Genomic DNA, 26,166 nt, shown 5'->3' with positions numbered 1-26,166 from the left:
GGCCGGGCACTCCGGCCGGGGACCTGTCCTTTAGGCTCGCGGCAACGACAGCCAAGCGGGGGTACAAGGTGGGGGAACACCGGACATGAAGCGCTCCGTACGAATACTTCTGATCGTCCTCGTGATCCTGGGGGGTCTCTTCGTGGGCGCCGACCGCTTCATGGTGGGCTTCGCCGAGGACGAGGTGGCGGAGAAGCTGCGTACCAGCGAGGGGCTCAGCGAGACGCCCGACGTCTCCATCAAGGGCTTTCCCTTCCTGACCCAGGTCGCGGGCGGCACACTCGACGACGTCGAGATCGGCATCGAGAACTACGACGCCACCTCCGGCTCCGACACGATCCGCATCGCCGATCTGAACGCCCGGATGCAGGGCGTCGAGTTCTCCGGCGACTACAGCTCCGCCACCGCCGCGGAGGCCACGGGCACCGCCCACATCTCGTACGACGAGCTGCTCAAGGAGGCGCAGGGCGAGCCGCCCGTCGAGCTGCCGCTGGGCGCCACCGGCAAGGTGGTCGGCCTCTCCGACGGCGGTGACGGCAAGATCAAGGTCGAGGTCGAGGTGAGCAAGGGCGGCGCGAAGCTGCCCAGGCCGGTGCACGTGCTGAGCTCGGTCAAGGTCGAGGGCGACACGATCAAGGTCAACGCCGACGAGATCCCGAAGAAGTTCGAGGTCATGGGCGTCTCGATCCCCCTCCCCGAGGGCATGGTCCGCGATGTGACCGACTTCGAGGAGAAGATCACCGGCCTGCCGGGCGGCATCAAGATCGACGAGGTGGAGCCGGCGCAGGACGGCGTGGACATCTCGGTCAAGGGAACGAACGTGAGACTCGCGGGCTGAGGTACGCGGGCTGAGGCCCGCAGCGGCCTCCCGGATTGCCCGCCCGGAGCGGCCGTTCCGCAGTACGAGACAAAGCCGTCCGCGCGATGGATGCGACAGGAGCGAACCCCGCTCCCCGCCCCCGCGCGGGCGGCTTCTCCGTTCGATCCAACCCGCACGCATCCCACATCATGGATGATCCCGTCTCACCATCCGACACCCCGGTGACACGGCCACCCTCGCGTCCTTACGATCGGACGCATGCAGCGACAGGCGGACCTCACGAAGCGGCGGGCAGTAGACCTGTGCCGCGTCGCCGCCATGCTCTGTCGCACCTTCTGAGCGGGAGCTCCGACTCCCGTATCCCCCGGCCCGTTGACACCGTCAGGGCCACCCCGTGCCGCGTACGCCGCGCTACAGCGCAGTCACCGCCCGTACCCGCCACGAACCCCTCGCACAGCACCGCAGCCCCGCCGCAACTGCCCCGGAGGAGAAGAAGTATGAGCCGCAGCGACGTCCTGGTAGACGCCGACTGGGTCGAGGCCCACATCGACGACCCGAAGGTCGCCATCGTCGAGGTCGACGAAGACACCTCCGCGTACGACAAGAACCACATCAAGAACGCGATCCGCATCGACTGGACCGACGACCTCCAGGACCCGGTCCGCCGCGACTTCGTCGACCAGGAGGGCTTCGAGAAGCTCCTGTCGGCCAAGGGCATCGCGAACGACACCACCGTCGTCCTCTACGGCGGCAACAACAACTGGTTCGCGTCCTACGCCTTCTGGTACTTCAAGCTCTACGGCCACCAGGACGTGAAGCTCCTCGACGGCGGCCGCAAGAAGTGGGAGCTCGACTCCCGCGACCTGGTCGACGGCTCCGAGGTCCCGAGCCGCCCCGCCACGTCCTACAAGGCCAAGCCCCAGGACACCTCGATCCGCGCCTTCCGTGACGACGTCGTCAACGCGATCGGCGCGCAGAACCTGGTCGACGTGCGCTCGCCCGACGAGTTCAGCGGCAAGCTGCTCGCCCCCGCGCACCTGCCGCAGGAGCAGTCGCAGCGTCCGGGCCACGTCCCGTCCGCGCGCAACATCCCGTGGTCGAAGAACGCCAACGACGACGGCACCTTCAAGTCGGACGACGAGCTCAAGGCCCTCTACGAGGACGAGCAGGTCGACCTGGCCAAGGACACCATCGCGTACTGCCGCATCGGTGAGCGTTCGGCCCTGACCTGGTTCGTCCTGCACGAGCTGCTCGGCCAGACCAACGTCAAGAACTACGACGGCTCCTGGACCGAGTACGGCTCCCTGGTCGGTGTGCCGATCGAGCTCGGCGCCAACAAGTAACCCACAAGGCCTGAAGGACGGATTCGACATATGTGTGGAGCGAAGGCCGGCGGCCCCGACGCCTCGACCATCAAGCCCGGCGAGACCACCATCCAGGGCCAGGTGACCCGCGGCGGCGAGCCCGTCAGCGGCTACGTGCGCCTGCTCGACTCGACCGGCGAGTTCACCGCCGAGGTCCCCACCTCGGCCACCGGCCAGTTCCGCTTCTACGCGGCCGAGGGCACGTGGACGCTGCGCGCCCTGATCCCGGGCGGCACGGCGGACCGCACGGTCGTGGCCCAGACGGGCGGCCTGGCGGAGGTCGCGATCGCGGTCTAGTTCTTCGCGCGCGGTTCGATGCGCGTGAACGGCCGAGGGCCGCATCCCAGGGGGTTGGACGCTCCGTATCCGGGACGCGGCCCTTCGTGCCGTTCGGCATCAGAACGCGTTGGGCCACCAGAGTGACCTTCATTCCCGCGGTTCGTTGTCCTGTTCGACGGGCGTACGAGAGGGGGAGGCATGGTGGAGCGGTCTCCCTCCGGCTTGCGCGTTCTTGCACCGCCCCGTCTTGCGACGCCCTCGCCCGGCCTGGCGGTGCGGACCCGGTTGCGGCTCTCGACGCGTGACGAGTTGATCCTGCGTGAACTCGGCAGCCTGTTGTCTGAGTTGGCCGTGCGAGATCTGGCTGAACGAACGTTCCTGGGGGAAGAGCATTCCGCTGCGGATTTCGCACGCCGCAAGCGAGAGCTGACTGCCCTGACCTCTTCCCGCTGGGCCGGGACGATCGTGCGGGGATCCAATGAACAGTGGGAACTGGCCCGCCGTGGGCAGGCCGCCCACCTGCGCCGGCTCAACGCGGCGGTCGCCGCGATCAAGGAGCGTCTCGCGGTTCCGGTGGCCTCCTGTGATGTGGTCACCCGTACCCGCGGATATCCCACTCAGCACGTACGGGCTGCAAAGCAACAGCGCCTTCAGCATCTGAGCGCCCATGCCGCCAGGGTTGCTGCCGAGCTCGCCGCGGGGAGGGTGCACGTGGTGCGCGGCGGGAAGGATCTTTTGGGCAACCGGCTGCACCTGGACGAGGCCGGTACCGACCTGGTCCAGTGGCGGCGGCGTTGGAGCGATGCGCGCACCCGAATCGAGGCCGACGGGGAGTCGGGCAAGACTTACGGCAACCAGTCGATCCAGATCAGTCCGCGGGGAACGGTACTCATCAAGCTGCCTCCCGAGCTCGCCACCCGCCACGCCGCGCACTGTGATCGTTTCGGTCGCTATCGACTGGAGGCCGACTGCGCCTTCGCGTACGACGAGCAGTTGATGAAGTCGGCGTTGGCAGGCGGGGTGGTGGGCGTCGATCACAATGCCGACCATCTCGCCGCTTGGCGCCTGGACGTACATGGCAACCCGGTGGGGCGCCCGGAACGTGTCGAAGTCGACTACCGCGGCTCCGGTTCGAGGCGCGATGCCCACGTCCGGCATGCCTGCAGCACGCTGATTCGCCGTGCCAAGGACTTGGGGGCTACAGCTCTGGTCATCGAGGACCTGGATTTCGACACCGCCCGTGAAGCCTGCGGGTGGATGGGGCCCGGCGGGCGACGATTCCGGGCTGTTGTGGCGGGGATGCCGACGGCGAGGTTCGCCGCCAGGCTGGTCGCGATGGCGCATCGGGCGGGCCTGGCAGTGATCGTGGTGGATCCCGCCTATTCCAGTCGTTGGGGTGCCCAGCACTGGCGCAGGACCACCAGCACGAAGTCGCACAAGACGTCCCGACACGACGCTGCGGCGATCGTGCTCGGGAGGCTTGGCCAGGGCTTGGGCGCGCGGCGCAGGGCAGAGAAGACCGTACTCCGCAAGCAGACGGAAGCCGCCCGCATCGGAGGCGTGAGAGCGCATTCCGGGGCTGGTACGGAAGACCATCGCCCGACCGTGTCATCACTCCAGCCCGCCTTGGTCACGCGCTCAAGGCCCAAGTTCACCCCGAGGACGTCGCACGTGATGCGCTGCGCCGACGGCATCGAACAGCGGTCCAGTCTGCCCAGAACCGTTCCGGGCAGGCCATCGAGATCGGTTCCGTATCCGGAGCCCGGCAAGACTTGATGATCAGGAACGGTTGGACGCCACTGGATCGGGGTGCGGTCCTTCGGCTTACGCTGGTTGTATGTATGCGCGAAGGCGGCACGCCTACTTCGCCATGATGGGGGTCTGCGTAACTCTCTTCGTCCTGGCGTGGGGCGTCGTGCGGCTCTGGTCCATCCCTGTGGCCGTCGGGATGTGTGTCGTGGCGATGGTGATTCCGCCCGTCGCCGCCATGGTCGCCAACCGGCGCGGTCCCGATGACCGCTGGTGGGACGATCCCTCGGGGGACTCGAAGTCCGACGAGTGGTGGGACGAGCTGGACGGCAAGCGGCGGCCACGGCAGTAGGCGGGGCTGGGTGTGGCGGGGTGCTCGGAGTTGTCAGTAGACGAGTGCCTGGACGTCGTCCGTCGTGGCTTCCTGGACGAACACCTGCGCGCCCGCGATCCGCACCCCTTCGAGCACGTCCTTCTCGGTGATGTCGCGGCGCGCCGCGCACTGCGTGCAGAGGGTGATCCGGCCCCCGGCCAGGATCGAGTCGAGCAGGCCGGGCAGCGGCGCGGCGTGCGGCAGTTCGAACTCCGCCGCGCGGCCCGGCAGTGCGAACCACGACGACTCGCCGGTCAGCCAGAGCGAGACCTCCACCCCGCTGGCCACGGCCACGGCCGCCACCGTGAACGCCTGGGAGCAGCGCTCGGGGGCGTCGGCCCCCGCTGTCACCTTGATCACGAGCTTCTTCGCCATGGCGGCATCGTATGGCCATCCACGCGGTCACTCGTAAGGCCACCTCGCAGAGAGCGGCGGGGCGCGCACGACTACAGTGGGAGCGGCTCTGATACCTGCCCCACTAGCTCACCCCATAGCTCACCGAGGAGCACCCCGTGCTTGAGGCCTTCTTCTCCGCCCTGCTGGTTCTGGTCTGCGTCGGCGTTCTCGCGTTCGCCGGACTGGCCGTGAAGAAGCTGTACCAGGGTCAGCGCTGAGCCCCGTACGTCCCGTACGCCACCTAGAGATCGTCTGAGCTTCCCATGATCGAGATTCCGTCCGACCTGCACCCCGACCTCGTGCCCCTCGTTTGGCTCCTCGGCAACTGGGCCGGCGCGGGCGTCACCGACTTCCCCGGCGCCGAGAAGGCGAACTTCGGCCAGGAAGTGTCCTTCACCCATGACGGGCGGGACTTCATCGAGTACCACTCGCACACGTGGGTGCTCGACGCCGAGGGCAACAAGGTCAAGCCGCTGGAGTCCGAGTCGGGCTTCTGGCGCATCGACAAGGACCGCAAGGTCGAGACCGTGATGGTGCGCGACGACGGCGTCGTCGAGGTCTGGTACGGCGAGCTCGCCGACCAGAAGCCGCAGATCGACCTGGTCACGGACGCGGTCGCCCGTACGGCGGCCTCCGGCCCGTACACCGGCGGCAAGCGTCTCTACGGGTATGTGAAGGGCGACCTCATGTGGGTCGGCGAGAAGCAGACCCCCGAGGTGCCGCTGCGGCCGTACATGTCGGCGCAGCTGAAGAAGGTCGTCTCGCCCGAGGACGTCGCCGAGATGGCCAGGGGCCTCGGCGATCTTCCGGACGACGGCATCGCTTTCTTCAAGTAGGCCTACACTCCGAGGTGTGGTGAGCACCGACTGGAAAAGCGACCTGCGGCAGCGCGGATACCGGCTGACGCCGCAGCGCCAGCTTGTCCTCGAAGCCGTCGACACCCTTGAGCACGCGACCCCCGACGACATCCTCGGCGAAGTGCGGAAGACGGCGTCGGGGGTCAACATTTCCACGGTGTACCGCACGCTGGAGCTCCTGGAGGAGCTCGGCCTGGTCAGTCACGCGCATCTGGGGCACGGCGCGCCGACGTACCACCTGGCGGACCGCCACCACCACATCCACCTGGTGTGCAGGGACTGCACGAACGTCATCGAGGCGGATGTGTCGGTGGCCGCGGAGTTCACCGCGAAGCTGCGGGACACGTTCGGTTTCGACACGGATCTGAAGCACTTCGCGATCTTCGGGCGTTGCGAGAACTGTTCCGGCCACGAGTCCGGGCCTGCCGGCAAGGAATAACCGCGCGTACCGGCAGGTCGTAGTGTGGGTGAACATGAAGAGCCCCCTCCTGTCCCTGCCCGGCGCCGTCCCCGCCGAGGGCGTGGACGAAGGCGTCGCGGCCCACTACGGCGATCTGTTCCGTGAGCAGCGCGCCCTCGCCGACGGCACCGGTTTCGTCGACCTCTCGCACCGCGGCGTCGTCACCGTCTCCGGCCCCGACCGGCTGAGCTGGCTGCATCTGCTGCTCACCCAGCATGTGACGGAGCTGCCGGTCGGGCAGGCCACCGAGGCGCTGATCCTCTCCGCGAACGGCCACATCGAGCACGCCCTGTATCTCGTCGACGACGGCGAGACGGTGTGGGCGCATGTCGAGCCCGGTTCGCAGGAGGCGCTGGTTGCGTATCTGGAGAGCATGAAGTTCTTCAACCGGGTCGAAGTCGCCGACCGTACGGACGAGTTCGCGGTCGTGTACCTGCCGGCCGGTTCGATCGCGCCGGTCCCGGAAGGTGTCGTCGTACGGGAGACGGCGCACGGCCGGGACCTGTTCCTGCCGCGTGCGTCTCTTGAGTCGTACGCGGAGGCGAACGGCCCCGCGATCGGCATCCTCGCCTACGAGGCGTTGCGCGTGGAGGCGCACAGGCCGCGGCTCGGCTTCGAGACGGATCACCGCACGATCCCGCACGAGCTGGGCTGGATCGGTACGGCGGTGCATCTGCAGAAGGGCTGTTACCGCGGTCAGGAGACGGTCGCCCGCGTCCAGAACCTGGGCAAGCCGCCGCGCCGCCTGGTCTTCCTGCACCTGGACGGCAGCGAGGTCCACCTGCCGGTGGCCGGTACGGAGCTGCGTCTGGCCTCGGAGGGCGAGGAGGGCCGGAAGCTGGGCTTCATCACGACGGCGGTACGTCACCACGAGCTGGGCCCGATCGCCCTGGCCCTGGTGAAGCGGAACGTTCCGCTGGACGCGGGGCTGCTGGCGGGGGCGGTGGCGGCTTCGCAGGAGGTCGTGGTCGAGCCGTAGCCTGGGCGGCTCGCCTTGGGCGGTGGTCCTGCACGCCGCTTCGCGGCGGATCTTTCCCGCCCACCCGCCCGATTTGCCCGCCCACCCGTTGCTGTCACATTTCCAGCAGCACCGTGAACGGGCCGTCGTTCGTCAGGGTCACCCGCATCTGGGCGCCGAAGCGGCCCGTCGCCACCGTGGCGCCCAGGGACCGCAGTTGGGCGACGACCTCGTCGACCAGGGGCTCGGCGACGTCGCCGGGTGCGGCGGCGTTCCAGGTGGGCCTGCGGCCCTTGCGTGCGTCGCCGTACAGCGTGAACTGGCTGATGACCAACAGCGGGGCGTCGATGTCGGAGCAGGACTTCTCGTCGGCCAGCATCCGAACGGACCAGAGTTTTCGAGCCAGTTGGGCCGCCTTCTCCTTGGTGTCCTCGTGGGTCACGCCCACCAGGACGCACAGTCCCTCGCCGGTGATCTCGCCGACCGTCTCGGGTCCGTTCTCGCCGTCGACGACGACGCTCGCCCCGTCCACCCTCTGCACCACAGCACGCATACGGCCCATCATGCCTGCTCGGCCGCCTGCCCGGCCGTCCGCCCGGCCCCCGCCCGGCCCTCTCCCGGCGCCTGCTCCGTACGGCCGTGGTGCGCCGCCGTATGCGCCGCCCATGGGGTGTCCTGAACCCCCCATCTGGGGCCGATTAGGGGCACTCGCTCACATAGCGGCCACCGGGGGTGGCACGATGCTCACACGCGGTGTACCGCGCCGGTCGAGGGGACGGTAGAGCCACATGAGCACACCAAGTACGGGGCAGCCGCCCGGATCTGTGTCGCTGACCCGCCTGAGCGCGGCGCGACGTACGAACGTGCCGCGCCCGCCCAGGCAGCGCACGGCCGGCGCGGTGCTGTCCGAGCAGCCCGAGCACGACATCGCCGCGCTGCTCCTGCGCGAGCTGCGTGAGCTGCGCAGGGACGCGCAGCAGAACGAGGCCGACCTGAGCTATGTGCGGCGTCTGCTCCAGGGGCGTATCGACATCCTGCGGGCCGAGGTCGCGCGCCGCAGGGACCCCGCGGCGCCGGGACCGGAGGGCGGCCCGGCTCCGGAGGGGCCACTCGTGGACCGGCTCTCGGAGATCCTCACGGACGCCCCCGCCCGGCACCGGTCGTCGGCCCGGCATGTGACGCTGGGCACGCCGCACAGCGCGGAGTACGGCCTCCTGGCGACGGAGATGCTCGCCGAGGTCGAGCTCTCCGACCTGGACGCCCGCACGGACGACGAGCTGCACACGGCCATGGGCCGGCTCACGCGCTACGAGCAGCAGGTTTCCCGGCGCCGCCAGCAGCTGCAGCGCACGGCGGACGATTGCAGCGCGGAGATCGCCCGCAGGTACCGTGAAGGCGAAGCACAAGTGGACGACCTGCTCGCGTGACCCGGTGACCCCGGCTTCCGCGGGCGGCCGCCACGCCACCCCCGCCCCGGAAGGCCGAAGATGACCTCGACGTCCGCCGAGTCCGTCGCCACCCCTGTCATAGCCCCGGTCCTCGCCGAGGTCGTACGTTCGGGCTTCGTCGAGGGCCGTCACAGGGGCAGTCTGGTGCTGCTCGCGGCGGACGGCAGCGTGGAGCTGTCGATGGGCGACGTGACCGCCCCCGTCTTCCCCAGGTCCGCCAACAAGCCGATGCAGGCGGCGGCGGTGCTGCGGGCGGGGCTCGACCTGGCGGGCGAGCGCCTCGCGCTGGCGGCGGCGAGCCACTCCGGAGAGGTGTTCCACCGGGACCTCGTCCAGAAGATGCTGGCGGAGTACCGCCTGACGGCGGCCGACCTGCAGTGCCCGCCCGATCTCCCGCTGGACGCGGTCGAGGCCGAGACCTATCTGGCGGCGGGCGCCGTTCGTGACCGGGTCACGATGAACTGCTCCGGCAAGCACGCGGCGATGCTGGCGGTGTGCGACCTGAACGGCTGGCCCACGGATTCCTACCTGGACCCCGGCCACCCCCTCCAGCAGCTGATCCTCCAGGTCGTCGAGGAGGCCGCGGGGGAGCGGGTGGCCGCCGTCGGCACGGACGGCTGCGGCGCCCCCCTGATGGCGATCTCCCTGACCGGCCTCGCCCGCGCCTTCCGGCACTTCGTCCTCGCCCCCGGGGAGACGGCGGAGCGCAGGGTCGCGGACGCGATGCGGGCCCACCCCGAGTACGTGGCCGGCACGCGCCGCCCCGACACCTGGCTCATGCGGGAGATCCCGGGTGCCCTCTCCAAGATGGGCGCGGAGGCGGTCCAGGCGTTCGCACTTCCTGACGGCCGCGCGCTCGCCTTCAAGGTGGACGACGGGGGGATACGGGCCCTGGGCCCCGTCCTGGCCCGCGCGCTGCGCCTGGCGGGCGTGGAGGAGGACGTGCTCACCCGAGTCGGCCGCGCACCACTGCTGGGCGGCGCGACCGAGGTGGGGGAGATCCGGGCGGCGTTCTAGGACCTGGCGGGTAGGGGGCCCGCGCCGGTTCCGCCCTGCGGGGAGGCTTTCTCCCGCCTGCTTCGGTTCAGAGGCCACGCAGCCGATATCCCGGGCCCGCCCCCCCGGGATCACTCCGGGGCAATCGGGTGGGGGGGCGGGAAAGATCCGCCGCGGAGCGGCGGGCCAGGGAGAGACGTCCCGCAGGCGAAGGGCGGCCACCCGGGCCCCGGGGTCTCCGCGCCCCCCGGGAAACCAGATGCACCCCCCGCCCCCGCGGACCTAGCCTGGCCGGATGAGCGATCTTGACGTCAGGGCCATCACCGAGGACGAGCTCCGGGAGTGGATCCGGGCCGCCAACGCCGGGTTCCTGAGGCCATTGGCCAAGGTCTCGGACGAGGTGGTCGCCCTGCGCAGGGAGGGCCTCGACGTCCGCCGCAGGCAGGCCGCCTTCGACGGCGACCGCGCCGTCGCGACCTTCAGGTCCTTCCCGCAGCAGCTCACCGCGGTGGGCGGCGCCCCCGTCCCCGCCAACGCCATATCCGGCGTCACCGTCTCCCCGACCCACCGCCGCCGCGGCCTCCTCAGCCGCATGATGTCCGCCGACCTCACCGCGGCCAAGGAGCGCGGCGACGTCGTGGCCACCCTGATCGCCGCCGAGCACCCGATCTACGGCCGTTACGGCTTCGGGCCCGCCACCACCGCCACCGAGTGGACCATCGACGTACCGCGGGCCGGGCTCGACCCCCGCTGGGCGGGCCCGGACGACGGCGCCCGCATCGACCTCGTGGACGGCGACGACGTACGCAAGGAGGGCCCGCCCCTGCACGAGCGGCTGCGGGCCCAGCGGCACGGGGTCATCAGCCGAGACGAGGGGTGGTGGCGGGAGAACACCGGGCAGTGCGTGACCCCGGAGAACCCGTGGACCGAGCCCTTCCACGCCCTCTACCGCTCACCGTCCGGCGAGGTCGAGGGCCTGGTCACGTACGCGACGGAGGAGAGCTGGAGTGACAGCAACCAGCCGCGGCACACCGCGACCGTGCAGGGACTGATCGCCACCACGCCCGCTGCCGAACGCGCCCTGTGGCACTACGTCTGCTCGATCGACTGGGTCAGCGTCGTCAAGACGGGCAACCGTGCCCCCGACGACCTGCTCCCGCTCTTCCTGCCCGACCCGCGCGCCGCCGGCCTCAGCAGGCAGACCGACTGGCTCTGGGTGCGGATCCTGGATGTCGTACGGGCCCTGGAAGCGCGTACGTACGAGGCGTCGGCGTCCCTCGTCCTGGAGATCGGCGACCGCGCGGGCCTCGCGGGTGGCCGCTACCGCCTTGACGCGTCGCCCGGCGGCGCGGTGTGCGCGCCGACCGCGGACCCGGCCGAACTGTCCCTTGGCGTGGGTGAGTTGGGGACGCTGTGGCTCGGTGACGAGTCCGCGGTGCGGCTCGCGGCGGCGGGGCGGGTCACGGAGGAGCGGTCGGGCGCCGCCGCTGTCGCCGACGCCCTGTTCCGTACGTCCCGACGCCCGTGGTGCCCGGACATCTTCTGACCGGTGTACCTGGTGTCGCTGCACCTGTCGTGGTGATGGCTGACCGGACTCCCGGCTCCCCTCCGGATGGGAGCCCGGTCAGCCAGCTCTGTCAGCCCGACTGGGCGAGCAGCAGGACGAGGAGCGCAGCCCCGACGCCGCTGATCTTGGTGCTCTTGGCCTTGATGCCCACGGTCAGCAGGACGAAGGCGACGATGCCCATCGGTCCGTACTTCCACTGGATGAGCTGCTCGAATCCGATGGCGAGGGCGGCGATGACGATGGCGATGAGCGGCATGACGTTCCCCCTTTCGGGACGGGGCAAGCGGTCCCCGTCCCATCCGGTCGGCAGCCTTCCGAAGGCCCACCCCTGGTGGCCAACCCCTTGGGGTTCCTGCCAGGTTGCCTAAGTTGGCTACCAACTTCATCTGAGTTATCTCCGCGATGGCGCGATTCATAACCACCTTCCGAGTAACTCCCCAAAGATGGCGCGAAGTTGTACTGTTTGGTTGTGAGCCCGGAACCTGCCCCAGTCAATGGGATGAAGAGGCCGCCAAGATCGCACCACGAGGTGGCCGACGAACTGCGCGACCGGATCAGGTCCGGTGCGTTGCGGCCGGGCCAACGCATGCCGACCCAGGCCGAGTTGGCCGAAGAGTTCGGCGTCGAGCGCGGCGCGATACGCGAGGCGCTGCGCACGCTGCGGGGCGAGAACCTGCTGGCGAACGTGTCCAAGGGGAGCCCCGCGACGGTCGCCATGACCTCGAAGCAGGTGCTGTCCGGGCCCGGCGGAGTGAAGCCGCAGCCCACCATGGTCGGCCTCGCCCCGCGCATCGCCGCGGCCTTCGAGGCCCCGCACGTGGAGATCGACGCGCTCTGTCTGACCTCCATCTCGCTCACGATGGCGATCGGCGAACCGCTGCGTCAGATTCACGCCGGACAGCGGAAACCGGCCAAGGTCGACGTCCGGGTGCTGCTGCCGAGCCGCAGCATCGATCTCGCCTTTCCGGCGCCGGTGGACAGCGGGGACGACGAGAACGGGCAGGTGCACAAGCGCTGGCTCGACCAGCGGAACGCGCAGGGGCAGGTGCTGCGCCACAACCTCCTCGCGCTGCGGACCTCGCACGGCATCGACGTACAGGTCTCGTTCCGCGCGCTGCCGTTCACGCCGCCGGTGAAGCTGTATCTGCTCAACGGCTCCGAGGCGCTCTTCGCGTACTACACGCTGACCAGGCAGAGCGAAGAGATCGACCACGAGAACCTGGAGATGTACGACGCCCAGGGCGCGCAGTCGATGCTCTTCCCCTTCCAGCAGGGCGACGGTCTGCGGGACACGACGTTCGTGGAGCAGTCCCATCTGTGGTTCAACGCGCTGTGGGGCACGATCAGCCAGGACCTGGAACTCGCCCGCCGATAGCGGGGGGCTCGGCCGGCCCCCGGCTAGAGCGCGGGCCCGGTCATCATCAGCGCGAGCACGACGGCGCCGATGGAGCTGCAGGTGGGGCTCTTCGCCTTGATTCCGATGGTCAGGAGCAGTAGTCCGATGATGCCCACGGGCCCGTACCGCCACTGGACGAACTGTTCGACGGTGACGGCGAAGGCTGCTGCGAGGAGGGCGAGGACGGCCATGATGGTTCCCCCTTCTGCCATCTCGGATGAGTTGGCAACCAACTTCACTTTAGTTGTCCCCACTTGGTCCCATGACATAAACAACTTCTAGACAACTGCCCTGAGATGGCGACGAGTTGTATCGTCTGGTCGTGACCCAGGAGAACGTTGCAGTGAACGGCAGAAAACTCACTCCCCAGGACATCGCAGACACCCTCCGCGACCGCATCCGCACCGGCGACCTCAAACCGGGCGACCGCCTCCCCACGCAGGCGCTGCTCGCGGAGGAGTTCGGCGTGGAACGCGGGACGGTGCGGCAGGCGCTGAAGACACTGCAGGGGGACGGACTGCTCGCCAACGTGAGCAAGGGCAGCCCACCCCGCATCGCGGCGGAGCCGCCGGTCTCGACATCGGCGGGTGTGGAACCCCAGGCCTCGATGGTGGGCCTGGCACCACGGCTGGCCGACGCGTTCTCGGAGCCGCGGGTGCGGATAGATGTCGTGTCGTACACGGCGGAGACCCTGATGATCGCGCTGGGGGAGCCGCTGCGTCTCATCCACGGGGGAGACATACGTCCCGAGTCCATCAACGTGCGCATCCTGCTCCCCAGCAGCGGCATCACGCTGGCCTTTCCCCGGCCGACCGAGGGGCAGGACGACGACGGCCGCGTGCACCAGCGATGGCTGGCGCAGCGCAACACTCAAGGGCAGGTACTGCGCCACAACCTGCGCGCCCTGCGGTCCTCGCACGGCATCGACGTGGACGTGTCGTTCCGCGCACTGCCGTTCACGCCGCCGGTCAAGCTGTATCTGCTCAACGGCTCGGAGGCGCTCCTCGCCTACTACACGATCGAGCGCAGCATGCTGGATCTCGGCAGCGCGGAGATGGAGGCGTTCGACGTGTCCGGACTGAAGTCGCCGCTGTTCTCCTTCGACAAGAACGCGGCCCCCCGGGACGCGGCGTTCGTGGAAGAGTCCCAGAAATGGTTCGACGCGCTCTGGGCAACCATCGCGACGGAGCTGACACTCTCTTAGTGACTCCTGATACGACGCAGACTGAGTGGATGGCAGAAGAGACCAAGAAGCTGCGTGAGTTGATCGAACGAGCCCGCTTCGTACTCTTCGATTTCGACGGCCCCATCTGCCGGCTGTTCGCCGGGCACTCGGCGGAGCGGATCGCGAGTGAGCAGGTCCGCTGGCTCGAGGGGCGAGGGCTGCACGGGCTGCTGACCGCGGAGGAGCGGGAGCAGCCCGATCCGCATGCCGTCCTGCGTGCGGTCGACCGCAGGCACTCCGGCAGCGATCTGGTGACCGAGCTGGAGGAACGACTCACACATCAGGAGCTGACGGCGGTGGCATCGGCCTGGCCCACCCAGTACGCGGACCCTCTCATCATGACGTGGCACGCCATGGGCTCCCGCCTTGCCGTCACCACGAACAACTCGCCGCGTGCGGTGAGCCGTTACCTCGAAAGCCGACAGCTGGGCCACTGCTTCGCCCCGCACATCTACGGCCGCACCCAGGACCTGCACCTCCTCAAGCCGAACCCGCACTGCCTCAACCGCGCACTCAGCGCCATGGGCGCGGAACCCTCCAGCGCGCTGATGATCGGCGATGCCGCTACGGACTGCGAAGCGGCCCTGCGGGCCAGGGTGGCCTTCCTGGGATTCGCGCGTGACGAGAGGCAGGCGAAACTCCTGAAGGAGTCGGGGGCGGAGTGTGTGGTGAGTTCGCTGCAGCCATTGCTGAAGGTGCTGCGGGGACAATCCTGAAGGTGCTGCGGGGACAAACCTGATTCAACTCCTGCCGGGAACTGTTCACCATGGCCCACTGAGGGATATTCATACCGCTCCGACAGGGTCCAGAATGTGGCGTGTGGTAAGGGCGAGGTGCTGTAGGCGATAACCTCTGCGCTCATGTCGTCACCTCTGCCTCGCAGAGCCCATCAGGCACTGGTTCGCCGTCTCGCTGATTCCTATCGGGATCGACCTGATGGTCGAGTTACGAACGGGCATCACAATGTCAACTACGTCGTGCCGCTCGGCTGGTCCCTGGCGATCCTCCTGCTGATGCCTCTGCGGGCACAGGTCAAGTGCCGTACGCCGCTCGCCGGAGTCGAGGTGGTGCCGCGCATCTGGCGCAGCGAGGCGCAGCTGCTGTCGGTGGTGACCCGATATCTGCGGGAAGTGCCACGGTGTCTCGCGGATTTCGGGGACTGGTCGATGCACGCCTACCGCGCGGGCCAAGCGCTGTCCGACGTGAATCCTGACGGTCCGGTCGACGACGAACTGATGAGCGCGTTCGCCGAGTTCTTCGCCCGGACGGCAGATGTACCGGAGGAAGAGCTGCCCCCTCGCCCGGAGGACTGGCCGCAGTCCGGTGAGAGCAGACGTTTTCTCGACTGGCTCATCGATTTCACCGAGGAACACGTGCACCGCCCCAACCGGCAGAGGTTCGACACGCTCTTCGAAGCTGTGGGCATCAAGGCCGACATCGTGACCAACTTCAAGAACGACCCACACCGCCCTCCCCTGACGTCCCGCCCGTTCTGCTTGCTGCACACCGACGTTCACCGTGCCAACGTGGTGATCGACCGAGGCGAACTGGTCGTCATCGACTGGGAACTGGCCATATACGGCGATCCGTTGCACGACCTCGCCACCCATCTCGTACGGATGGGCTACGACAAGGACGAGCAGAGGCGTATGACGTCACTGTGGTCCGAGGCCATGACGCGCGCGGGCCACGAGGACATGGTGGCCGGGCTCGACACCGACCTCGGCGTCTATCTGGACTTCGAGTACGCCCAGTCGGTGTTTCCCGACGTCATGAGGGCTGCACTGGCCTTGCCGCCGGAGCCGCACGAGAACGACTACGTATCCGCGTCCCTGAAGATCTGCCGGGCCTTGCGGCGGGCGGCTGAGCCCCTGAAGCTGGTGGACGTACCGGATGAGTGGCAGGTGGTGCGAGCTCTGCGGGACTGGCAGGCCGGACCGCGCCACCAGCGGGCGCCCGAGCCGGCGCGATCGGCCGGTGCCCACGACGATTGGGTCAATGTGACAGACGGCCATGAGGGCGAGCCCATCGGAACGGACCGGTTCACGGAGCTCGCCGACTGGCTCTCCCGGTCACCGGACCGCTGTGTTCTCCTCGATTTCGACGGACCCGTCTGCCGGCTGTTCCCGAACGGATCGTCGCAGGGCGTCGCCCAGGATCTCAGGGACCTGGTTTCCGCGCACGGCCTGGGGGACCGTCTCACCGAGGCGGTCAGGAAGACCATTGATCCGCACGACGTCCTGCGGGCCATGGACCAGGACCCCCTGGGCAAGCACCTCGTCCCCTCGCTCGAAGCCCTGCTCACGGACGGTGAGGTGGAGGCGGCGCGGACGGCCCCTGCTACCCCTGGGGCCGGTGACCTCATCCTCGCTCTGCGGGCGAGGGGGTGCCGGATCGCCGTGGTGACGAACAATTCACCCACGGCTGTCGCCGCCTATCTCGACAGGGCGGGGCTCCGGGACGCGTTCGGGCCGCACATCTACGGGCGGACGGATGAACCCAGCCTGTTGAAGCCCGACCCGCACTCCTTGAGCCGGGCCCTGGAAGCTCTGGGCTCCGAGCCCGAGGACGCGGTGATGATCGGTGACACGGTGACCGATCTGGAAGCGGCCGAGAAGGCGAGGGTCCGCTTCGTCGGATACGCACGCGACGAACGCAAGGCGGCTCCTCTGCGCGCCGCCGGAGCCGAGGTGATCATCACGACGCTTCAGCCCCTGGTCGACCTGGTGGAGACGGGCCCTTCCTGACCGGCCACGAACCGGGCACCATGAGCCCCTGCGGATCAACACGCTTGATGCGAGGGGGAATTGGTGGCTCGTAGGGTGTCGGTCAGACAGCGCGTCGTGGAGGGGTGGGCGCAGTCCGAGAGCGTCGTCACCAGGGTGCTGCTTCTTTCCATCTTCGGTCTCGGTCTGGTCGCCCAGTTCGTGCAGCCGGTGGGTGACGCCCTGGAGGGCAAGGCCTATCTCGGAGGCGCCGTCCTGAGTTTGGTGGGCTACGTGTTGTACAGCGAGGTCCAGAAGCTGAACGCCGCGATGAGACCAGCCACCAGGGAAACTGTGCTGACGCGCCACCTCCAGACGTATTTCGACGAGTCGCTGCTGTCACGCGAAGCCCACATCGATGCCATCGGATTCACGGGCCAGACGGTGGTCGACCAGATCACCACGAGCCTGGAGGACCTCCGCGGCAGCGTGCGGCCGCAGGTGAGGGTGCGCATCCTCGTACCGGACTTCACCAAGCCGATGGAGATACCCGGCATGCTCAACGGAGAGGGGAAAGCGGAGGACGACGACCTGCTGCGGGCCGAGTTGCTGGCGCAGGTGCACGGGTACGAGCGCAGCATGAGGAACCTGGCCAGACGACTGCAACTGGACGGAAAGGCGGAACTCGACCCGCACTTTCGCGTCCTGCACATTTCTCCCTCCCTGAAGTTCTGTCTCATCAACGACGAGCAGCTCTTCGACGGGATCTACGACAAGCTGGTGATACAGCCCGCGAATGATGAGTCGGGTCGGCAGGTGCTCGACCTGATGGGGTACCACGCCTCCCTGACGCGCTGGCATGTCGACGCGGGGGCCGCCGCCAGAGAGAAGTGCAAGCAGCGCAAGGAGCTCTTCGAGACGCTCTGGGACCTGGCGCGACCCCTCACGCCGTCCGCCTCCTGAACAGTGCGCCCGACGCCGCCGCCGAAGCCGTCAGGATTCCTGTGCACCAGGCCAGGGCGATCCAAGGGGTCGCGCCCACGGGCTGGTCGAGGAGCAGGCCTCGCAGGGATTCGATCACCTGCGTCACCGGTTGGTTGTCGGCGAAGGCCTGGAGCCAGTCGGGCATGGTGGAGGTGGGGACGAAGGCGCTGCTGGGGTAGGGGAGGAAGCTCACGAAGAAGGTGAAGCCGCCGGCCGCTTCGGGGGATTTGGCCAGCAGGCCCACCGCTGCCGAGAGCCAGGACAGGGCCAGGATGAAGGCCAGGAGGATGGTGGTCGCCGCGAGCCAGCCGGGCAGGGTGGCCGTCGGGCGGAAGCCGATCGCGAAGGCCAGGGCCAGGACCAGGGACGTGGCGAGCAGGTTGCGGGCCACCGAGGCGAAGACGTGGCCCGCCAGGATCTGGGTGCCGCCGATGTCCAGGGAACGGAAGCGGTCGATGATGCCGCCCTTCAGGTCCTCCGTCACCGCGATCGCCGTGTTCGACGAGCCGAAGCCGGCGCAGAGGAGGAGGACTCCGGGGACCACGTACGTGACGTAGGACCGGGTGTCCGTCTTGATCGCGCCGCCGAAGAAGTAGACGAAGATCAGCAGGAGCATCACCGGGAGCGCCATCGAGGTGATCAGGGCATCCACGTTCCGTCGGCTGATGCGGATCGACCGGCCGGTCATGATCAGGGCTTCAGACACTTCAGACATGGGCCAGTCCCTTCGGCGGGTGGCCGTGCGACGAACTGTTCGACGAACTGCACGACGGGTTGTTCGACGGGCTTGTGAGGGTCAGGAAGACGTCGTCCAGCGTTGCCGCGTGGAGCTTGAAGGTCGCGACATCCGTGCGGGCCGGGTCCAGGTCGTCCAGGAGCGCGCGTACGCCTCCTGCCGTGCCGTCCGTCGGGAAGCCGAGCGTCAGGGTTTCGGGCACGTGGTGCGTGGCCCGGTCGGTGAGGCGCAGGTAGGACTCCTGGGTGGTGAGCGTCGCGTCCAGACGGTGGCCCGGCAGGAGGGACTTGAGGTCCGCGGGGGAGCCCTCCGCCGCTATCGCTCCTTCGTGCAGCACCGCCACGCGGTCCGCGAGCTGGTCGGCCTCCTCCAGGTACTGGGTCGTCAGGAAGACCGTCGTGCCCTGTGCCGTGAGCTCGCGCACCACCTCCCACATCCCCTGGCGGCTCCGCGGGTCGAGGCCCGTCGTCGGCTCGTCCAGGAAGATGACCTCGGGGTCGCCCACGAGTCCCGCCGCCAGGTCGACGCGACGGCGCATGCCTCCCGAGTACGTGCGGACCAGGCGGTCGGCCGCTTCCGTGAGGTCGAAGCGGGCCAGCAGTTCGGCGGCTCGTGCGCGGGCCGCGGGGCGGGAGAGACCCGCGAGCCTCGCCATCATGCGGAGGTTCTCCGCGCCGGTCTGCGTCTCGTCGACCGCCGCGAACTGGCCGGTGAGGCTGATCGCCCGGCGGACCTCGCGTCGCGCCGTACGGATGTCGTGGCCCGCGACCCGCGCCATGCCCGCGTCGGGCGTGGTGAGCGTGGTGAGGATGCGGACGGCGGTCGTCTTGCCCGCGCCGTTCGGGCCGAGGAGGGCGAAGACGGTGCCGGGCGGGACGTGGAGGTCGATGCCGCGGAGTACGGGGATGGTGCGGTCGCGGCCGGTTCCGGTTCCTGTTCCCGTTCGGTAGGCCTTGGTGAGGGCTGTTGCCTCGATGGCTGGTGGTGGCATGGGTTACTCCCTCTACTGCGTATGGTCTACGCATTACTGAGTAAGGGTTACGCAGAACTACGATGTGCGTCAAGCACGGCAGCTCAGGAGGAGGCGGAGGCGGATCATGGCGGTGGACGGTGGAAGCGCCGGCGAGGAGGGCTCCGGGCTTTCCGTGACCCTCGAAACCGCCTGGGGGCTGCGCGAGCGGCCGTCGAAAGGGCCCAAGCCCGGCCTGAGCCTCGACCGCATCGTCGACGCGGGGATCGCCGTCGCGGCCTCGGAGGGGATCGGCGCGGTCACCATGGGGCGGGTCGCCAAGTCGCTCGGCGTCTCGCCGATGTCCCTCTACCGGTACGTGTCCGCCAGGGACGAGTTGTACGTCCTCATGCAGGACGCGGCGACCGGGGCTCCGCCCGAGATGCCTGCGGAGATCATGGGGTGGCGAGCGCGCCTGGAGTGGTGGGCGCGGGCGCAGCGTGACGTCTTCCGGCGCAACCTGTGGCTCGTACGCATCCCCATCACGTCACCGCCCGCGTCGCCCCACTCCCTGGAGTGGATGGAGCAGGGCCTCGCGGCGCTCGACGGCAGTGGGCTCGAGGAGGCCTGGAAGCTGTCCGTACTGATGCTGGTGGCTGGCTTCGTGCGGAACGAGGTCACGCTCATGGCTGATCTGGACGCGGCCATGAGGGCGGGGGGCCGGGAGCCCGACGAGGTGATGCGGCGTTACGCACGCACCATCGACGCCCTGACCTCGCCCACCCCCGAACGCTTCCCCGCCCTGCGCCGGACGCTCGCGGCGGGGGTGCTCGACGTGGCGGACGAGGAGGACACGGAGTTCGAATTCGGGATCGGACGGGTGCTGGATGGGGTGGCGGTGTTGGTGGGGGGAGCGGGGGGCGCTTGAGAGGCGGCTGACTGCGGGGTGATCGGGTGGGTGGGTGGGAAAGGCTTGTCCGGCCAGGGGTGACTGCGGGTTGATTGGGCGGGTGGGAAAGGCCCGTTCGGGGCGGCACCCGCGCCGGGAGGCGGTTACTCGGGGCCCGCGTACTGGGCGAGCCCCCTCCGTAGCTGCCCGAAGGCACCCTTCGACGCAGCCACAGCCCCCGGCCGCAAGGCCCCCGCACTGGCGCCCGCGTCGATCCGGCGCCAGTTCTCCAGGGCAAGGATGCGTTGTACGGCGATGATCTGACCCGCGGCCAGCCGCGCGGTCAGGGTGTCGTCGGCCCGAGGGCCCGCCGTCGCCTCGCCCAGCGCCTCGGCCAGCGCCCCCTCCGACCGCTCCTGATACGCGTACAGCCGCGCGACCAGCGAAGGCGTCCCGTACAGCAGTCGGTGGAAGGCGAGTACGTGGACGTTGTCGCACAGGCCGGTCACCGGGTCCTGGCGCTCAAGGCCGTCGAGGAAGTGCCGCTCCAGCGCGTCCAGTGGGGAGCAGCCGGCGGGGCGCCCCGCCACCACCCTCGCCGCCTCGTCCACATGGTCGGCGAACCGGTGGAGTACGAGGTCCTCCTTGGCCGGGAAGTACCGGAACAAAGTCGGCTTCGAGATGTCCGCGGCCGCCGCCACCTCCGCCACCGGCACCTTCTCGAAGCCCTTCTCCAGGAAGAGCGCGATCGCCGCGTCGGAGACCGCCTGGTACATCCGCTGCCGCTTGCGCTCGCGCAGGCCGGGGCCGCCGCCCTCGGAATCGGCGGTAGTGGCCGAAGCCGCTGCTTCTTCTTCCGTCATGGCGGGAGTTTAGCGCAGTCATGAGTCTCAGTAATAAATGTTACTCGGTTACATTATTCTGGGGTGCATGCGACCTCCCGACCCGTCTTCACGACCTCCCGACACCGCCTCCTCTTCACTCTCTTCACTCTCGTCACTCTCTTCACTCGACGCCGCCCTCGCCCGAGAACGCCGCTACCACGAGACCTGCCGCGCCGCCCTCACCGGCATGGTCGACGGCGCCGAGGAGCAGGTCATCAGCGGAGCCGACGTCTCCGCGTCCGGCGCCGACGCCGAAGTCCTCGGCTACCAGTTCCGCAGCCACGCCAAGGCGATGCGCGAACTCCCCGATGCCCCGCTCTTCTTCGGCCGTCTCGACTTCGCCGCCGAGAGCCCCGAGGCCGCCGAAGCCGGTGACCACCGCGGGCAGAGCTACCACATAGGCCGCCTCCGCATCACCGAGCACCCCTCCGCCCCGCCCCTCGTCGTCGACTGGCGCGCCCCCGTCTCCCGCGCCTTCTACCAGGCGGGGGCCCGTGACCCCCAAGGCGTCGCCGTCCGGCGCCGCTTCGGCTGGGCCCCCGGCAGCAAGGGCGCATCCGCCGACCTCACGGGCCTGGAGGACGAGCCACTGGCCGGCAGCAGCACGCCGGACGGCATCCCGCTCGCCCCGCCCGCGCAGGGCAGCCGCATCCTCGCCGGTGAGATCGAGCGCCCCCGCGTCGGCCCGATGCGGGACATCGCCGCCACCATCCAGCCCGAGCAGGACGACCTCGTGCGCGGTGAACTCGCCTCGTCCGTGTGTGTCCAGGGTGCGCCCGGTACCGGCAAGACCGCCGTCGGCCTGCACCGCGCCGCGTACCTCCTCTACACCCACCCCCAGCGCGTGCAGCGCGCGGGACTCCTCATCCTCGGCCCCAACCGCACCTTCCTGCGCTACATCGCCGAGGTGCTCCCCTCCCTCGGTGAGACAGGCGTGCGTCAGTCCACCGTCGCGGACGAGATCGCCAGACCCGCGGCCCCCGTGCGAGCCCGGGACGGCGAAGCCGCCGCGAGCGTCAAGCACGACGCCCGGATGGCCGCCGTCCTGCGCCGCGCCCTCTACTCGCGCGTCACGCCGCCCGCCGACTCCCTTGCCGTGCCCGACGGTTCGTACACCTGGCGGGTCGCGCTCGACGAGCTGGAGCGGATCATCTCGGACGTGCGCGCCGAGGAACCCCCTTACGCCGTCGGCCGCGAGCGCGTGCGCACCCGTGCCGTCCGGCGCATCCAGGAGCAGGCCGAGCGCCGCGCGGGCGCCGTGCACAACGCCTGGCTGCGGAAGATCTCCCGTGCCCGCTCCGTCTCCGCCTTCGTCGACGAGGTCTGGCCCAGGGTCCGGCCCGAGGAGGTGCTCGCCGCCCTGCTCGCGGACCCGGCCGCGCTCGCCGCCGCCGCGGACGGCATCCTCGACGCCGACGAGCAGCGGGCGATCCGCTGGACCAAGCCCCCGCGCTCGTACAAGTCGGCGAAGTGGTCCGCCGCCGATCTGGTGCTGCTCGACGAGATCGACGGACTGCTCGAACGGCCCGATGGTTACGGCCACATCGTCGTCGACGAGGCGCAGGACCTCTCCCCGATGGAGGCCCGCGTGATCGCCCGCCGCGCCGGTTTCGGCTCGCTCACCGTCCTCGGCGACCTCGCTCAGGGCACCACCCCGTGGGCCGCCCGCGGCTGGCCCGAACTCCTCGCCCACCTCGGCAAACCCGACGCCTCGATCACGCCTCTGACCGTCGGCTTCCGCGTACCGAAGGCGGTCGTGGGCCTCGCCAACCGCGTCCTCGCCTCGCTCGACGTCGACGTACCGCCCTCTCGATCGCTGCGCACGGACGGGGAGTTGAGGGTGCGTGAGGTACGGGACCTGGCCTCCGCCACCGTCGAGGCGGTGCGTGCCGCGCTGGCCCGCGAGGGCTCGGTCGGCGTCATCGCCGCCGACGCCGGTACCGACAGCCTGCGTTCGGCCCTCGCCGAGGCCGGGATCGAGAGCGCGGGCCCCGACGACCTGGGCGCACGCGTGACGGTGCTGCCCGCTTCCATGGCGAAGGGCCTTGAGTACGACCATGTGGTGGCCGTCGAGCCCGCCGCCATCGCGGAGGCGGAACAGCGCGGACCCAGCCGCCTGTACGTGGTCCTGACCAGGGCGGTCTCCCGGCTGGACGTGCTGCACAGCAGGCCGCTGCCCTGGGAGGCGTGAGGCGGCCCCGGCCCGCCCGTGAGTACATGCCATTGCGGTTATATAGCCTGAAAGTTATGTTGAGATCATGCCCATACCGTTCGACGTCCTCGCCGAGCCGAGCCGCCGCAAGATCCTCGATCTGCTGCTCGAACGTCCCCATCTGGTCGGTGAGCTCACCGAGCGGCTCGGCCTGAGCCAGCCCGGCACGTCCAAGCATCTGCGGATCATGCGCGACGCGGGCCTGGTGCGGGTGCGGCAGGACGCGCAGCGTCGCTGGTACGAGCTGCGGCCCGAGCCCCTCGCCGAGCTCGACGCCTGGCTCGCGCACTACCGGCACCTCTGGACGGACCGGCTCGACGCACTCGAACGGCACCTCGACGTCATGGACGGCGGTGGGGTGGGTCCCGATGAACCCTGACGAGCATGGACGGTGACTCCTCATGAACCCGCACTCCGACACCCTCACCCCCGCCGGCGACGACGGCGGCCGGAACGTCCTGCGGATGGAGCGCCGCCTCGCGCACCCGCCCGCCACCGTCTGGGCCGCGATCACCCGGCCCGAGCACCTCGCCCAGTGGTTCCCCTCCGAGGTGACGCTGGAGCTGCGGCCCGGCGGCGCGATGGGCTTCCACTTCCCCGGTGACGAGGGCCCCGGCATGACCGGCGAGGTCACCGACGCCGACGAGCCCCGCCTCTTCGCCTTCAGCTGGGGCGATGACCACCTGCGGTGGGAGATCACACCGGACGGCCCCGACGGCCGTGGCTCGCTCCTCACCCTCGTCCACACCTTCGGCGACCGTTTCGGCGCCCCGAGCTTCGCCGCGGGCTGGCAGCTGTGCATCTCGGCGCTCGGTCAGTTCCTCGACGGCGGGCAGGCCGAGGTGAGCCGGGACGTGGGCGAGCTGCACGAGGCGTATCTGGAGCAGTTCGACCTCGGCCACGGGCAGGCCACCGGCGACGGCATCCGTTTCGAGCGGCAGTTGGTGCGGTCCGCGGACGCGGTGTGGGCCGAACTCTGCGCGGACGAGATCCCGTTGGAGGGCGACACGGCCCCGGACGGGTTCCTGGCCGACGGCGTCTCCGCGGGCCCGGTCACCGCGCTGCGGGCGCCGGTGTCGCTCACGTACGCCGTGCATCCCAAGGGCGAGGTGCGCTGGGAGTTCGGTGAGGGCACGGGGTACGGCACCCGGCTCGTCCTCACGCAGACCGGACCGTTCGACAGCGGGACGGCCACGGACGAGGCGCTCGCCGCCTGGCATGCGCGCATCGAGCGGCTTGCGGGGCGGCTCCTGGAGGGCCGGGGAGACGAGGGCTGACGTTCGCGCTCCGGGATCACCGGCGCGCTCAGTCGTCCAGCACCGCCTCCATCACCGCCTTCGCGATCGGCGCCCCGAGCTTGCCGCCGGCGATCTCCGAGCGCGGGATGTTCATGTCCTTCGGGTCGACGAAGACGGCGACCGCGACCGGCGACGAGCCGTCGTCGTTCTTGGCGTAGGAGACGAACCAGGCGTACGGCCGCTCGTCGTTGACGTTCGAGCCGTGCTGGGCGGTGCCGGTCTTGCCGCCGACGGTGACGCCGTCGATCTGCGCCTTGCTCGCCGTGCCCTCATCGACGGTGTGCTCCATCATCTCCTGCACCTTGCCCGCGGTGTCCTCGGAGACGGCCTGGCTCAGCTCCTGCGGCTTGCCCTTCTCGATCGTGGAGAGGTCGGGGCCGCGCAGCTCCTCCACCATGTACGGCTGCATCACCGTGCCGTCGTTGGCGAGCCCCGCGGCGACCATCGCCATCTGCAGCGGCGTGCTGGTCAGGCTGCCCTGGCCCATGCCGGTCAGGGCGGTCTGCGGCTTGTCGAGGCCGTCGGGGTAGCTGCTCGCGGAGGCGCGCACGGGGATGAACTGCTGCTTGTTGAAGCCGAACTTCTCGGCCGTCTCGCGCATGTCGTCGTCGCCGACCTTGAGCGCGGTGTCGAGGAAGACGTTGTTGCAGGACCACTGCATGCCGACCTTCAGGGAGGCCTTGTCGCAGGGGGCGCCCGGCACGTCGTTGCCGATCGTGGTGGAGCTGAGCGGCAGCTTGTAGGGGGCCTTGGCGTCGGTGCGCTCGTCGATGTCGTCGATCACGCCGTGCTCCAGGGCGGCCGCCGCGGTGAGGATCTTGAAGGTGGATCCGGGCGGGTAGATCTCGCGCAGCGCACGGTTGGAGAGCGGCTTGTCCTTGTTCTCGCCGAGCCGCGAGAACTCCTTGCCCTCCTTCTGCGAGATCCCGGCGAAGACGGAGGGGTCGTACGAGGGAGTGCTCGCCAAGGCGAGAACCTTCCCGGAGCGCGGGTCGAGCGCGACGACCGCGCCCCGGGCGTCGAGGTCCACCAGGCCCTGGTAGGCGGCCTTCTGGGCCTTGGGGTCGATGGTCGTGATGACGTCACCGCCCTGGCGCTTCTCGCCGGTCAGCATGTCCAGGGTGCGGCGGATGAAGAGGCGGTCGTCGTCGCCGCTGAGCACGTCGTTCTCGACGCCCTCCAGGAAGGTCGCACCCTGGGCCTGCGAGAAGTAGCCGGTGATCGGCGCGTACATGGGGCCTTCCTTGAAGACCCGCTGGTACTTGAAGTCGGTGCCGCTGACTTCCTTCGAGCCGGTGATCGGCTTGCCGCCCACGATGATGTCGCCGCGGGGGTGGGAGAAGGCCTCGATCTGCACGCGGCGGTTCTTGTCGTGCTTCGCGAGCGACTCGCCCTCGGCGAACTGCACCCACGTGGCGCGCAGCAGCAGGGCGAGCGTGAGCACCCCGCAGAAGAGTGCTATGTGACGCAGCGGCTTGTTCATCGGTCCCCCCAAGGCCCGTGACTCCAGGGCGCGATGGAACTCCGACACGCCAGGACGTGGTGAAGCTTCATCATGCGGCAGAGTGCACGCTTCTCCGGCCTTTTGTTGCCGAATGGTCACACGCGAGGGTCACGGCCG

Annotated in this window: 29 protein-coding genes; 21 read left to right on the top strand and 8 right to left on the bottom strand. The window is 69.4% G+C overall.

The window, feature by feature from the left end; genetic code table 11:
* The first annotated feature begins 85 nt into the window (after window positions 1–85).
* The 6 genes from ABXJ52_RS17120 to ABXJ52_RS17095 all read left to right on the top strand — a co-directional run bounded on the left by ABXJ52_RS17120 (window position 86) and on the right by ABXJ52_RS17095 (window position 4,564).
* Window positions 86–838: a DUF2993 domain-containing protein gene (locus tag ABXJ52_RS17120; RefSeq protein WP_367043435.1), complete on the top strand. Its 753-nt coding sequence runs from the start codon at window positions 86–88 to the stop codon at window positions 836–838.
* A 240-nt stretch (window positions 839–1,078) separates the two neighbouring features.
* The gene (locus tag ABXJ52_RS17115; protein ID WP_351007875.1) at window positions 1,079–1,159 is read left to right on the top strand and encodes a putative leader peptide; all 81 of its coding nucleotides are present in this window, start codon (window positions 1,079–1,081) and stop codon (window positions 1,157–1,159) included.
* 158 nt (window positions 1,160–1,317) lie between these two features.
* Window positions 1,318–2,163, top strand: coding sequence for a sulfurtransferase (locus ABXJ52_RS17110; RefSeq protein WP_367043434.1), 846 nt, complete (start codon window positions 1,318–1,320; stop codon window positions 2,161–2,163).
* A gap of 30 nt (window positions 2,164–2,193) precedes the next feature.
* On the top strand, window positions 2,194–2,481 hold the full coding sequence (locus ABXJ52_RS17105) for a DUF1416 domain-containing protein (RefSeq protein WP_367043433.1): 288 nt from the start codon (window positions 2,194–2,196) through the stop codon (window positions 2,479–2,481).
* 180 nt (window positions 2,482–2,661) lie between these two features.
* A complete protein-coding gene (locus tag ABXJ52_RS17100; RefSeq protein ID WP_367043431.1) occupies window positions 2,662–4,239 on the top strand; it encodes an IS200/IS605 family accessory protein TnpB-related protein in 1,578 nt (525 codons plus the stop codon).
* Between the two features lie 61 nt (window positions 4,240–4,300).
* Window positions 4,301–4,564 (top strand): DUF3099 domain-containing protein, encoded by a 264-nt coding sequence (locus ABXJ52_RS17095; RefSeq protein WP_367043429.1) that lies wholly within the window; start codon window positions 4,301–4,303, stop codon window positions 4,562–4,564.
* 33 nt (window positions 4,565–4,597) lie between these two features.
* Here ABXJ52_RS17095 and ABXJ52_RS17090 read toward each other — a convergent pair whose 3' ends face one another.
* Window positions 4,598–4,960: a DsrE family protein gene (locus tag ABXJ52_RS17090; RefSeq protein WP_367043427.1), complete on the bottom strand. Its 363-nt coding sequence runs from the start codon at window positions 4,958–4,960 to the stop codon at window positions 4,598–4,600.
* A 284-nt stretch (window positions 4,961–5,244) separates the two neighbouring features.
* On the opposite strand from ABXJ52_RS17090, the gene ABXJ52_RS17085 reads away from it, so the two are divergent.
* Genes ABXJ52_RS17085 through ABXJ52_RS17075 form a run of 3 tightly spaced genes read left to right on the top strand, consistent with a single transcriptional unit; the run spans window position 5,245 to window position 7,277 of the window.
* On the top strand, window positions 5,245–5,817 hold the full coding sequence (locus ABXJ52_RS17085) for an FABP family protein (RefSeq protein WP_344520961.1): 573 nt from the start codon (window positions 5,245–5,247) through the stop codon (window positions 5,815–5,817).
* 16 nt (window positions 5,818–5,833) lie between these two features.
* Window positions 5,834–6,277 carry a transcriptional repressor gene (locus tag ABXJ52_RS17080; protein ID WP_367043425.1) on the top strand — a complete coding sequence of 148 codons (444 nt, stop codon included), beginning with the start codon at window positions 5,834–5,836 and terminating at the stop codon, window positions 6,275–6,277.
* Between the two features lie 34 nt (window positions 6,278–6,311).
* Window positions 6,312–7,277, top strand: coding sequence for a folate-binding protein (locus ABXJ52_RS17075; protein WP_367043424.1), 966 nt, complete (start codon window positions 6,312–6,314; stop codon window positions 7,275–7,277).
* A gap of 94 nt (window positions 7,278–7,371) precedes the next feature.
* Here the strand turns inward: ABXJ52_RS17075 and dtd are convergent, their stop codons facing one another.
* Complete coding sequence (gene dtd / locus ABXJ52_RS17070) at window positions 7,372–7,809, bottom strand: D-aminoacyl-tRNA deacylase (RefSeq protein ID WP_367043422.1); 438 nt, start codon at window positions 7,807–7,809, stop codon at window positions 7,372–7,374.
* A gap of 235 nt (window positions 7,810–8,044) precedes the next feature.
* Between dtd and ABXJ52_RS17065 the strand changes: the two genes are divergently transcribed.
* From ABXJ52_RS17065 to ABXJ52_RS17055, 3 genes are all read left to right on the top strand, one after another.
* The gene (locus ABXJ52_RS17065; protein WP_367043420.1) at window positions 8,045–8,683 is read left to right on the top strand and encodes an ABC transporter substrate-binding protein; all 639 of its coding nucleotides are present in this window, start codon (window positions 8,045–8,047) and stop codon (window positions 8,681–8,683) included.
* Window positions 8,684–8,743: 60 nt separating this feature from the next.
* The gene (locus ABXJ52_RS17060) at window positions 8,744–9,721 is read left to right on the top strand and encodes an asparaginase (RefSeq protein ID WP_367043418.1); all 978 of its coding nucleotides are present in this window, start codon (window positions 8,744–8,746) and stop codon (window positions 9,719–9,721) included.
* Window positions 9,722–9,995: 274 nt separating this feature from the next.
* Window positions 9,996–11,246: a GNAT family N-acetyltransferase gene (locus ABXJ52_RS17055; RefSeq protein ID WP_367043416.1), complete on the top strand. Its 1,251-nt coding sequence runs from the start codon at window positions 9,996–9,998 to the stop codon at window positions 11,244–11,246.
* Between the two features lie 91 nt (window positions 11,247–11,337).
* Here the strand turns inward: ABXJ52_RS17055 and ABXJ52_RS17050 are convergent, their stop codons facing one another.
* Complete coding sequence (locus ABXJ52_RS17050) at window positions 11,338–11,523, bottom strand: hypothetical protein (RefSeq protein ID WP_351168419.1); 186 nt, start codon at window positions 11,521–11,523, stop codon at window positions 11,338–11,340.
* 243 nt (window positions 11,524–11,766) lie between these two features.
* Here ABXJ52_RS17050 and ABXJ52_RS17045 point away from each other — a divergent pair, with 243 nt between their 5' ends.
* Entirely contained in the window at window positions 11,767–12,642 is an 876-nt protein-coding gene (locus ABXJ52_RS17045; protein ID WP_367043414.1) for a GntR family transcriptional regulator, read from the top strand.
* A 23-nt stretch (window positions 12,643–12,665) separates the two neighbouring features.
* On the opposite strand, the gene ABXJ52_RS17040 is transcribed toward ABXJ52_RS17045, so the two are convergent.
* The gene (locus ABXJ52_RS17040; protein ID WP_367043412.1) at window positions 12,666–12,854 is read right to left on the bottom strand and encodes a hypothetical protein; all 189 of its coding nucleotides are present in this window, start codon (window positions 12,852–12,854) and stop codon (window positions 12,666–12,668) included.
* A 125-nt stretch (window positions 12,855–12,979) separates the two neighbouring features.
* Here ABXJ52_RS17040 and ABXJ52_RS17035 point away from each other — a divergent pair, with 125 nt between their 5' ends.
* From ABXJ52_RS17035 to ABXJ52_RS17020, 4 genes are all read left to right on the top strand, one after another.
* Window positions 12,980–13,867 carry a GntR family transcriptional regulator gene (locus ABXJ52_RS17035; RefSeq protein WP_367049103.1) on the top strand — a complete coding sequence of 296 codons (888 nt, stop codon included), beginning with the start codon at window positions 12,980–12,982 and terminating at the stop codon, window positions 13,865–13,867.
* Window positions 13,868–13,896: 29 nt separating this feature from the next.
* Entirely contained in the window at window positions 13,897–14,604 is a 708-nt protein-coding gene (locus ABXJ52_RS17030; RefSeq protein WP_367043410.1) for an HAD family hydrolase, read from the top strand.
* 297 nt (window positions 14,605–14,901) lie between these two features.
* Window positions 14,902–16,635, top strand: coding sequence for an HAD-IA family hydrolase (locus ABXJ52_RS17025; RefSeq protein ID WP_367043409.1), 1,734 nt, complete (start codon window positions 14,902–14,904; stop codon window positions 16,633–16,635).
* 75 nt (window positions 16,636–16,710) lie between these two features.
* Window positions 16,711–17,556, top strand: coding sequence for a hypothetical protein (locus tag ABXJ52_RS17020; RefSeq protein WP_367043407.1), 846 nt, complete (start codon window positions 16,711–16,713; stop codon window positions 17,554–17,556).
* On the opposite strand, the gene ABXJ52_RS17015 is transcribed toward ABXJ52_RS17020, so the two are convergent.
* Together ABXJ52_RS17015 and ABXJ52_RS17010 are read right to left on the bottom strand one after the other, a co-directional pair.
* Window positions 17,537–18,292, bottom strand: coding sequence for an ABC transporter permease (locus ABXJ52_RS17015; protein ID WP_367043406.1), 756 nt, complete (start codon window positions 18,290–18,292; stop codon window positions 17,537–17,539). The two genes, ABXJ52_RS17020 and ABXJ52_RS17015, sit on opposite strands and share 20 nt — an antisense overlap.
* A complete protein-coding gene (locus ABXJ52_RS17010) occupies window positions 18,285–19,304 on the bottom strand; it encodes an ATP-binding cassette domain-containing protein (RefSeq protein WP_367043404.1) in 1,020 nt (339 codons plus the stop codon). Before ABXJ52_RS17010 ends, ABXJ52_RS17015 begins: the two co-directional genes overlap by 8 nt.
* 106 nt (window positions 19,305–19,410) lie before the next feature.
* On the opposite strand from ABXJ52_RS17010, the gene ABXJ52_RS17005 reads away from it, so the two are divergent.
* Entirely contained in the window at window positions 19,411–20,190 is a 780-nt protein-coding gene (locus ABXJ52_RS17005; protein WP_367043403.1) for a TetR/AcrR family transcriptional regulator, read from the top strand.
* A 125-nt stretch (window positions 20,191–20,315) separates the two neighbouring features.
* Here the strand turns inward: ABXJ52_RS17005 and ABXJ52_RS17000 are convergent, their stop codons facing one another.
* Window positions 20,316–21,014, bottom strand: a complete 699-nt coding sequence (locus tag ABXJ52_RS17000; protein WP_367043401.1) for a TetR/AcrR family transcriptional regulator — start codon at window positions 21,012–21,014, stop codon at window positions 20,316–20,318.
* A 67-nt stretch (window positions 21,015–21,081) separates the two neighbouring features.
* On the opposite strand from ABXJ52_RS17000, the gene ABXJ52_RS16995 reads away from it, so the two are divergent.
* From ABXJ52_RS16995 to ABXJ52_RS16985, 3 genes are all read left to right on the top strand, one after another.
* Window positions 21,082–23,226: an AAA family ATPase gene (locus ABXJ52_RS16995; RefSeq protein WP_367043399.1), complete on the top strand. Its 2,145-nt coding sequence runs from the start codon at window positions 21,082–21,084 to the stop codon at window positions 23,224–23,226.
* Window positions 23,227–23,293: 67 nt separating this feature from the next.
* A complete protein-coding gene (locus ABXJ52_RS16990) occupies window positions 23,294–23,626 on the top strand; it encodes a metalloregulator ArsR/SmtB family transcription factor (protein ID WP_367043397.1) in 333 nt (110 codons plus the stop codon).
* Window positions 23,627–23,648: 22 nt separating this feature from the next.
* A complete protein-coding gene (locus ABXJ52_RS16985) occupies window positions 23,649–24,524 on the top strand; it encodes an SRPBCC family protein (RefSeq protein WP_367043396.1) in 876 nt (291 codons plus the stop codon).
* A 28-nt stretch (window positions 24,525–24,552) separates the two neighbouring features.
* On the opposite strand, the gene ABXJ52_RS16980 is transcribed toward ABXJ52_RS16985, so the two are convergent.
* Complete coding sequence (locus tag ABXJ52_RS16980) at window positions 24,553–26,028, bottom strand: penicillin-binding protein 2 (protein ID WP_367043395.1); 1,476 nt, start codon at window positions 26,026–26,028, stop codon at window positions 24,553–24,555.
* Window positions 26,029–26,166: the final 138 nt, after the last annotated feature.

It is taken from the genome of Streptomyces sp. Je 1-332, assembly GCF_040730185.1.
Taxonomy (GTDB): domain Bacteria; phylum Actinomycetota; class Actinomycetes; order Streptomycetales; family Streptomycetaceae; genus Streptomyces.
This window is presented reverse-complemented; position numbering and strand designations above follow the sequence as displayed.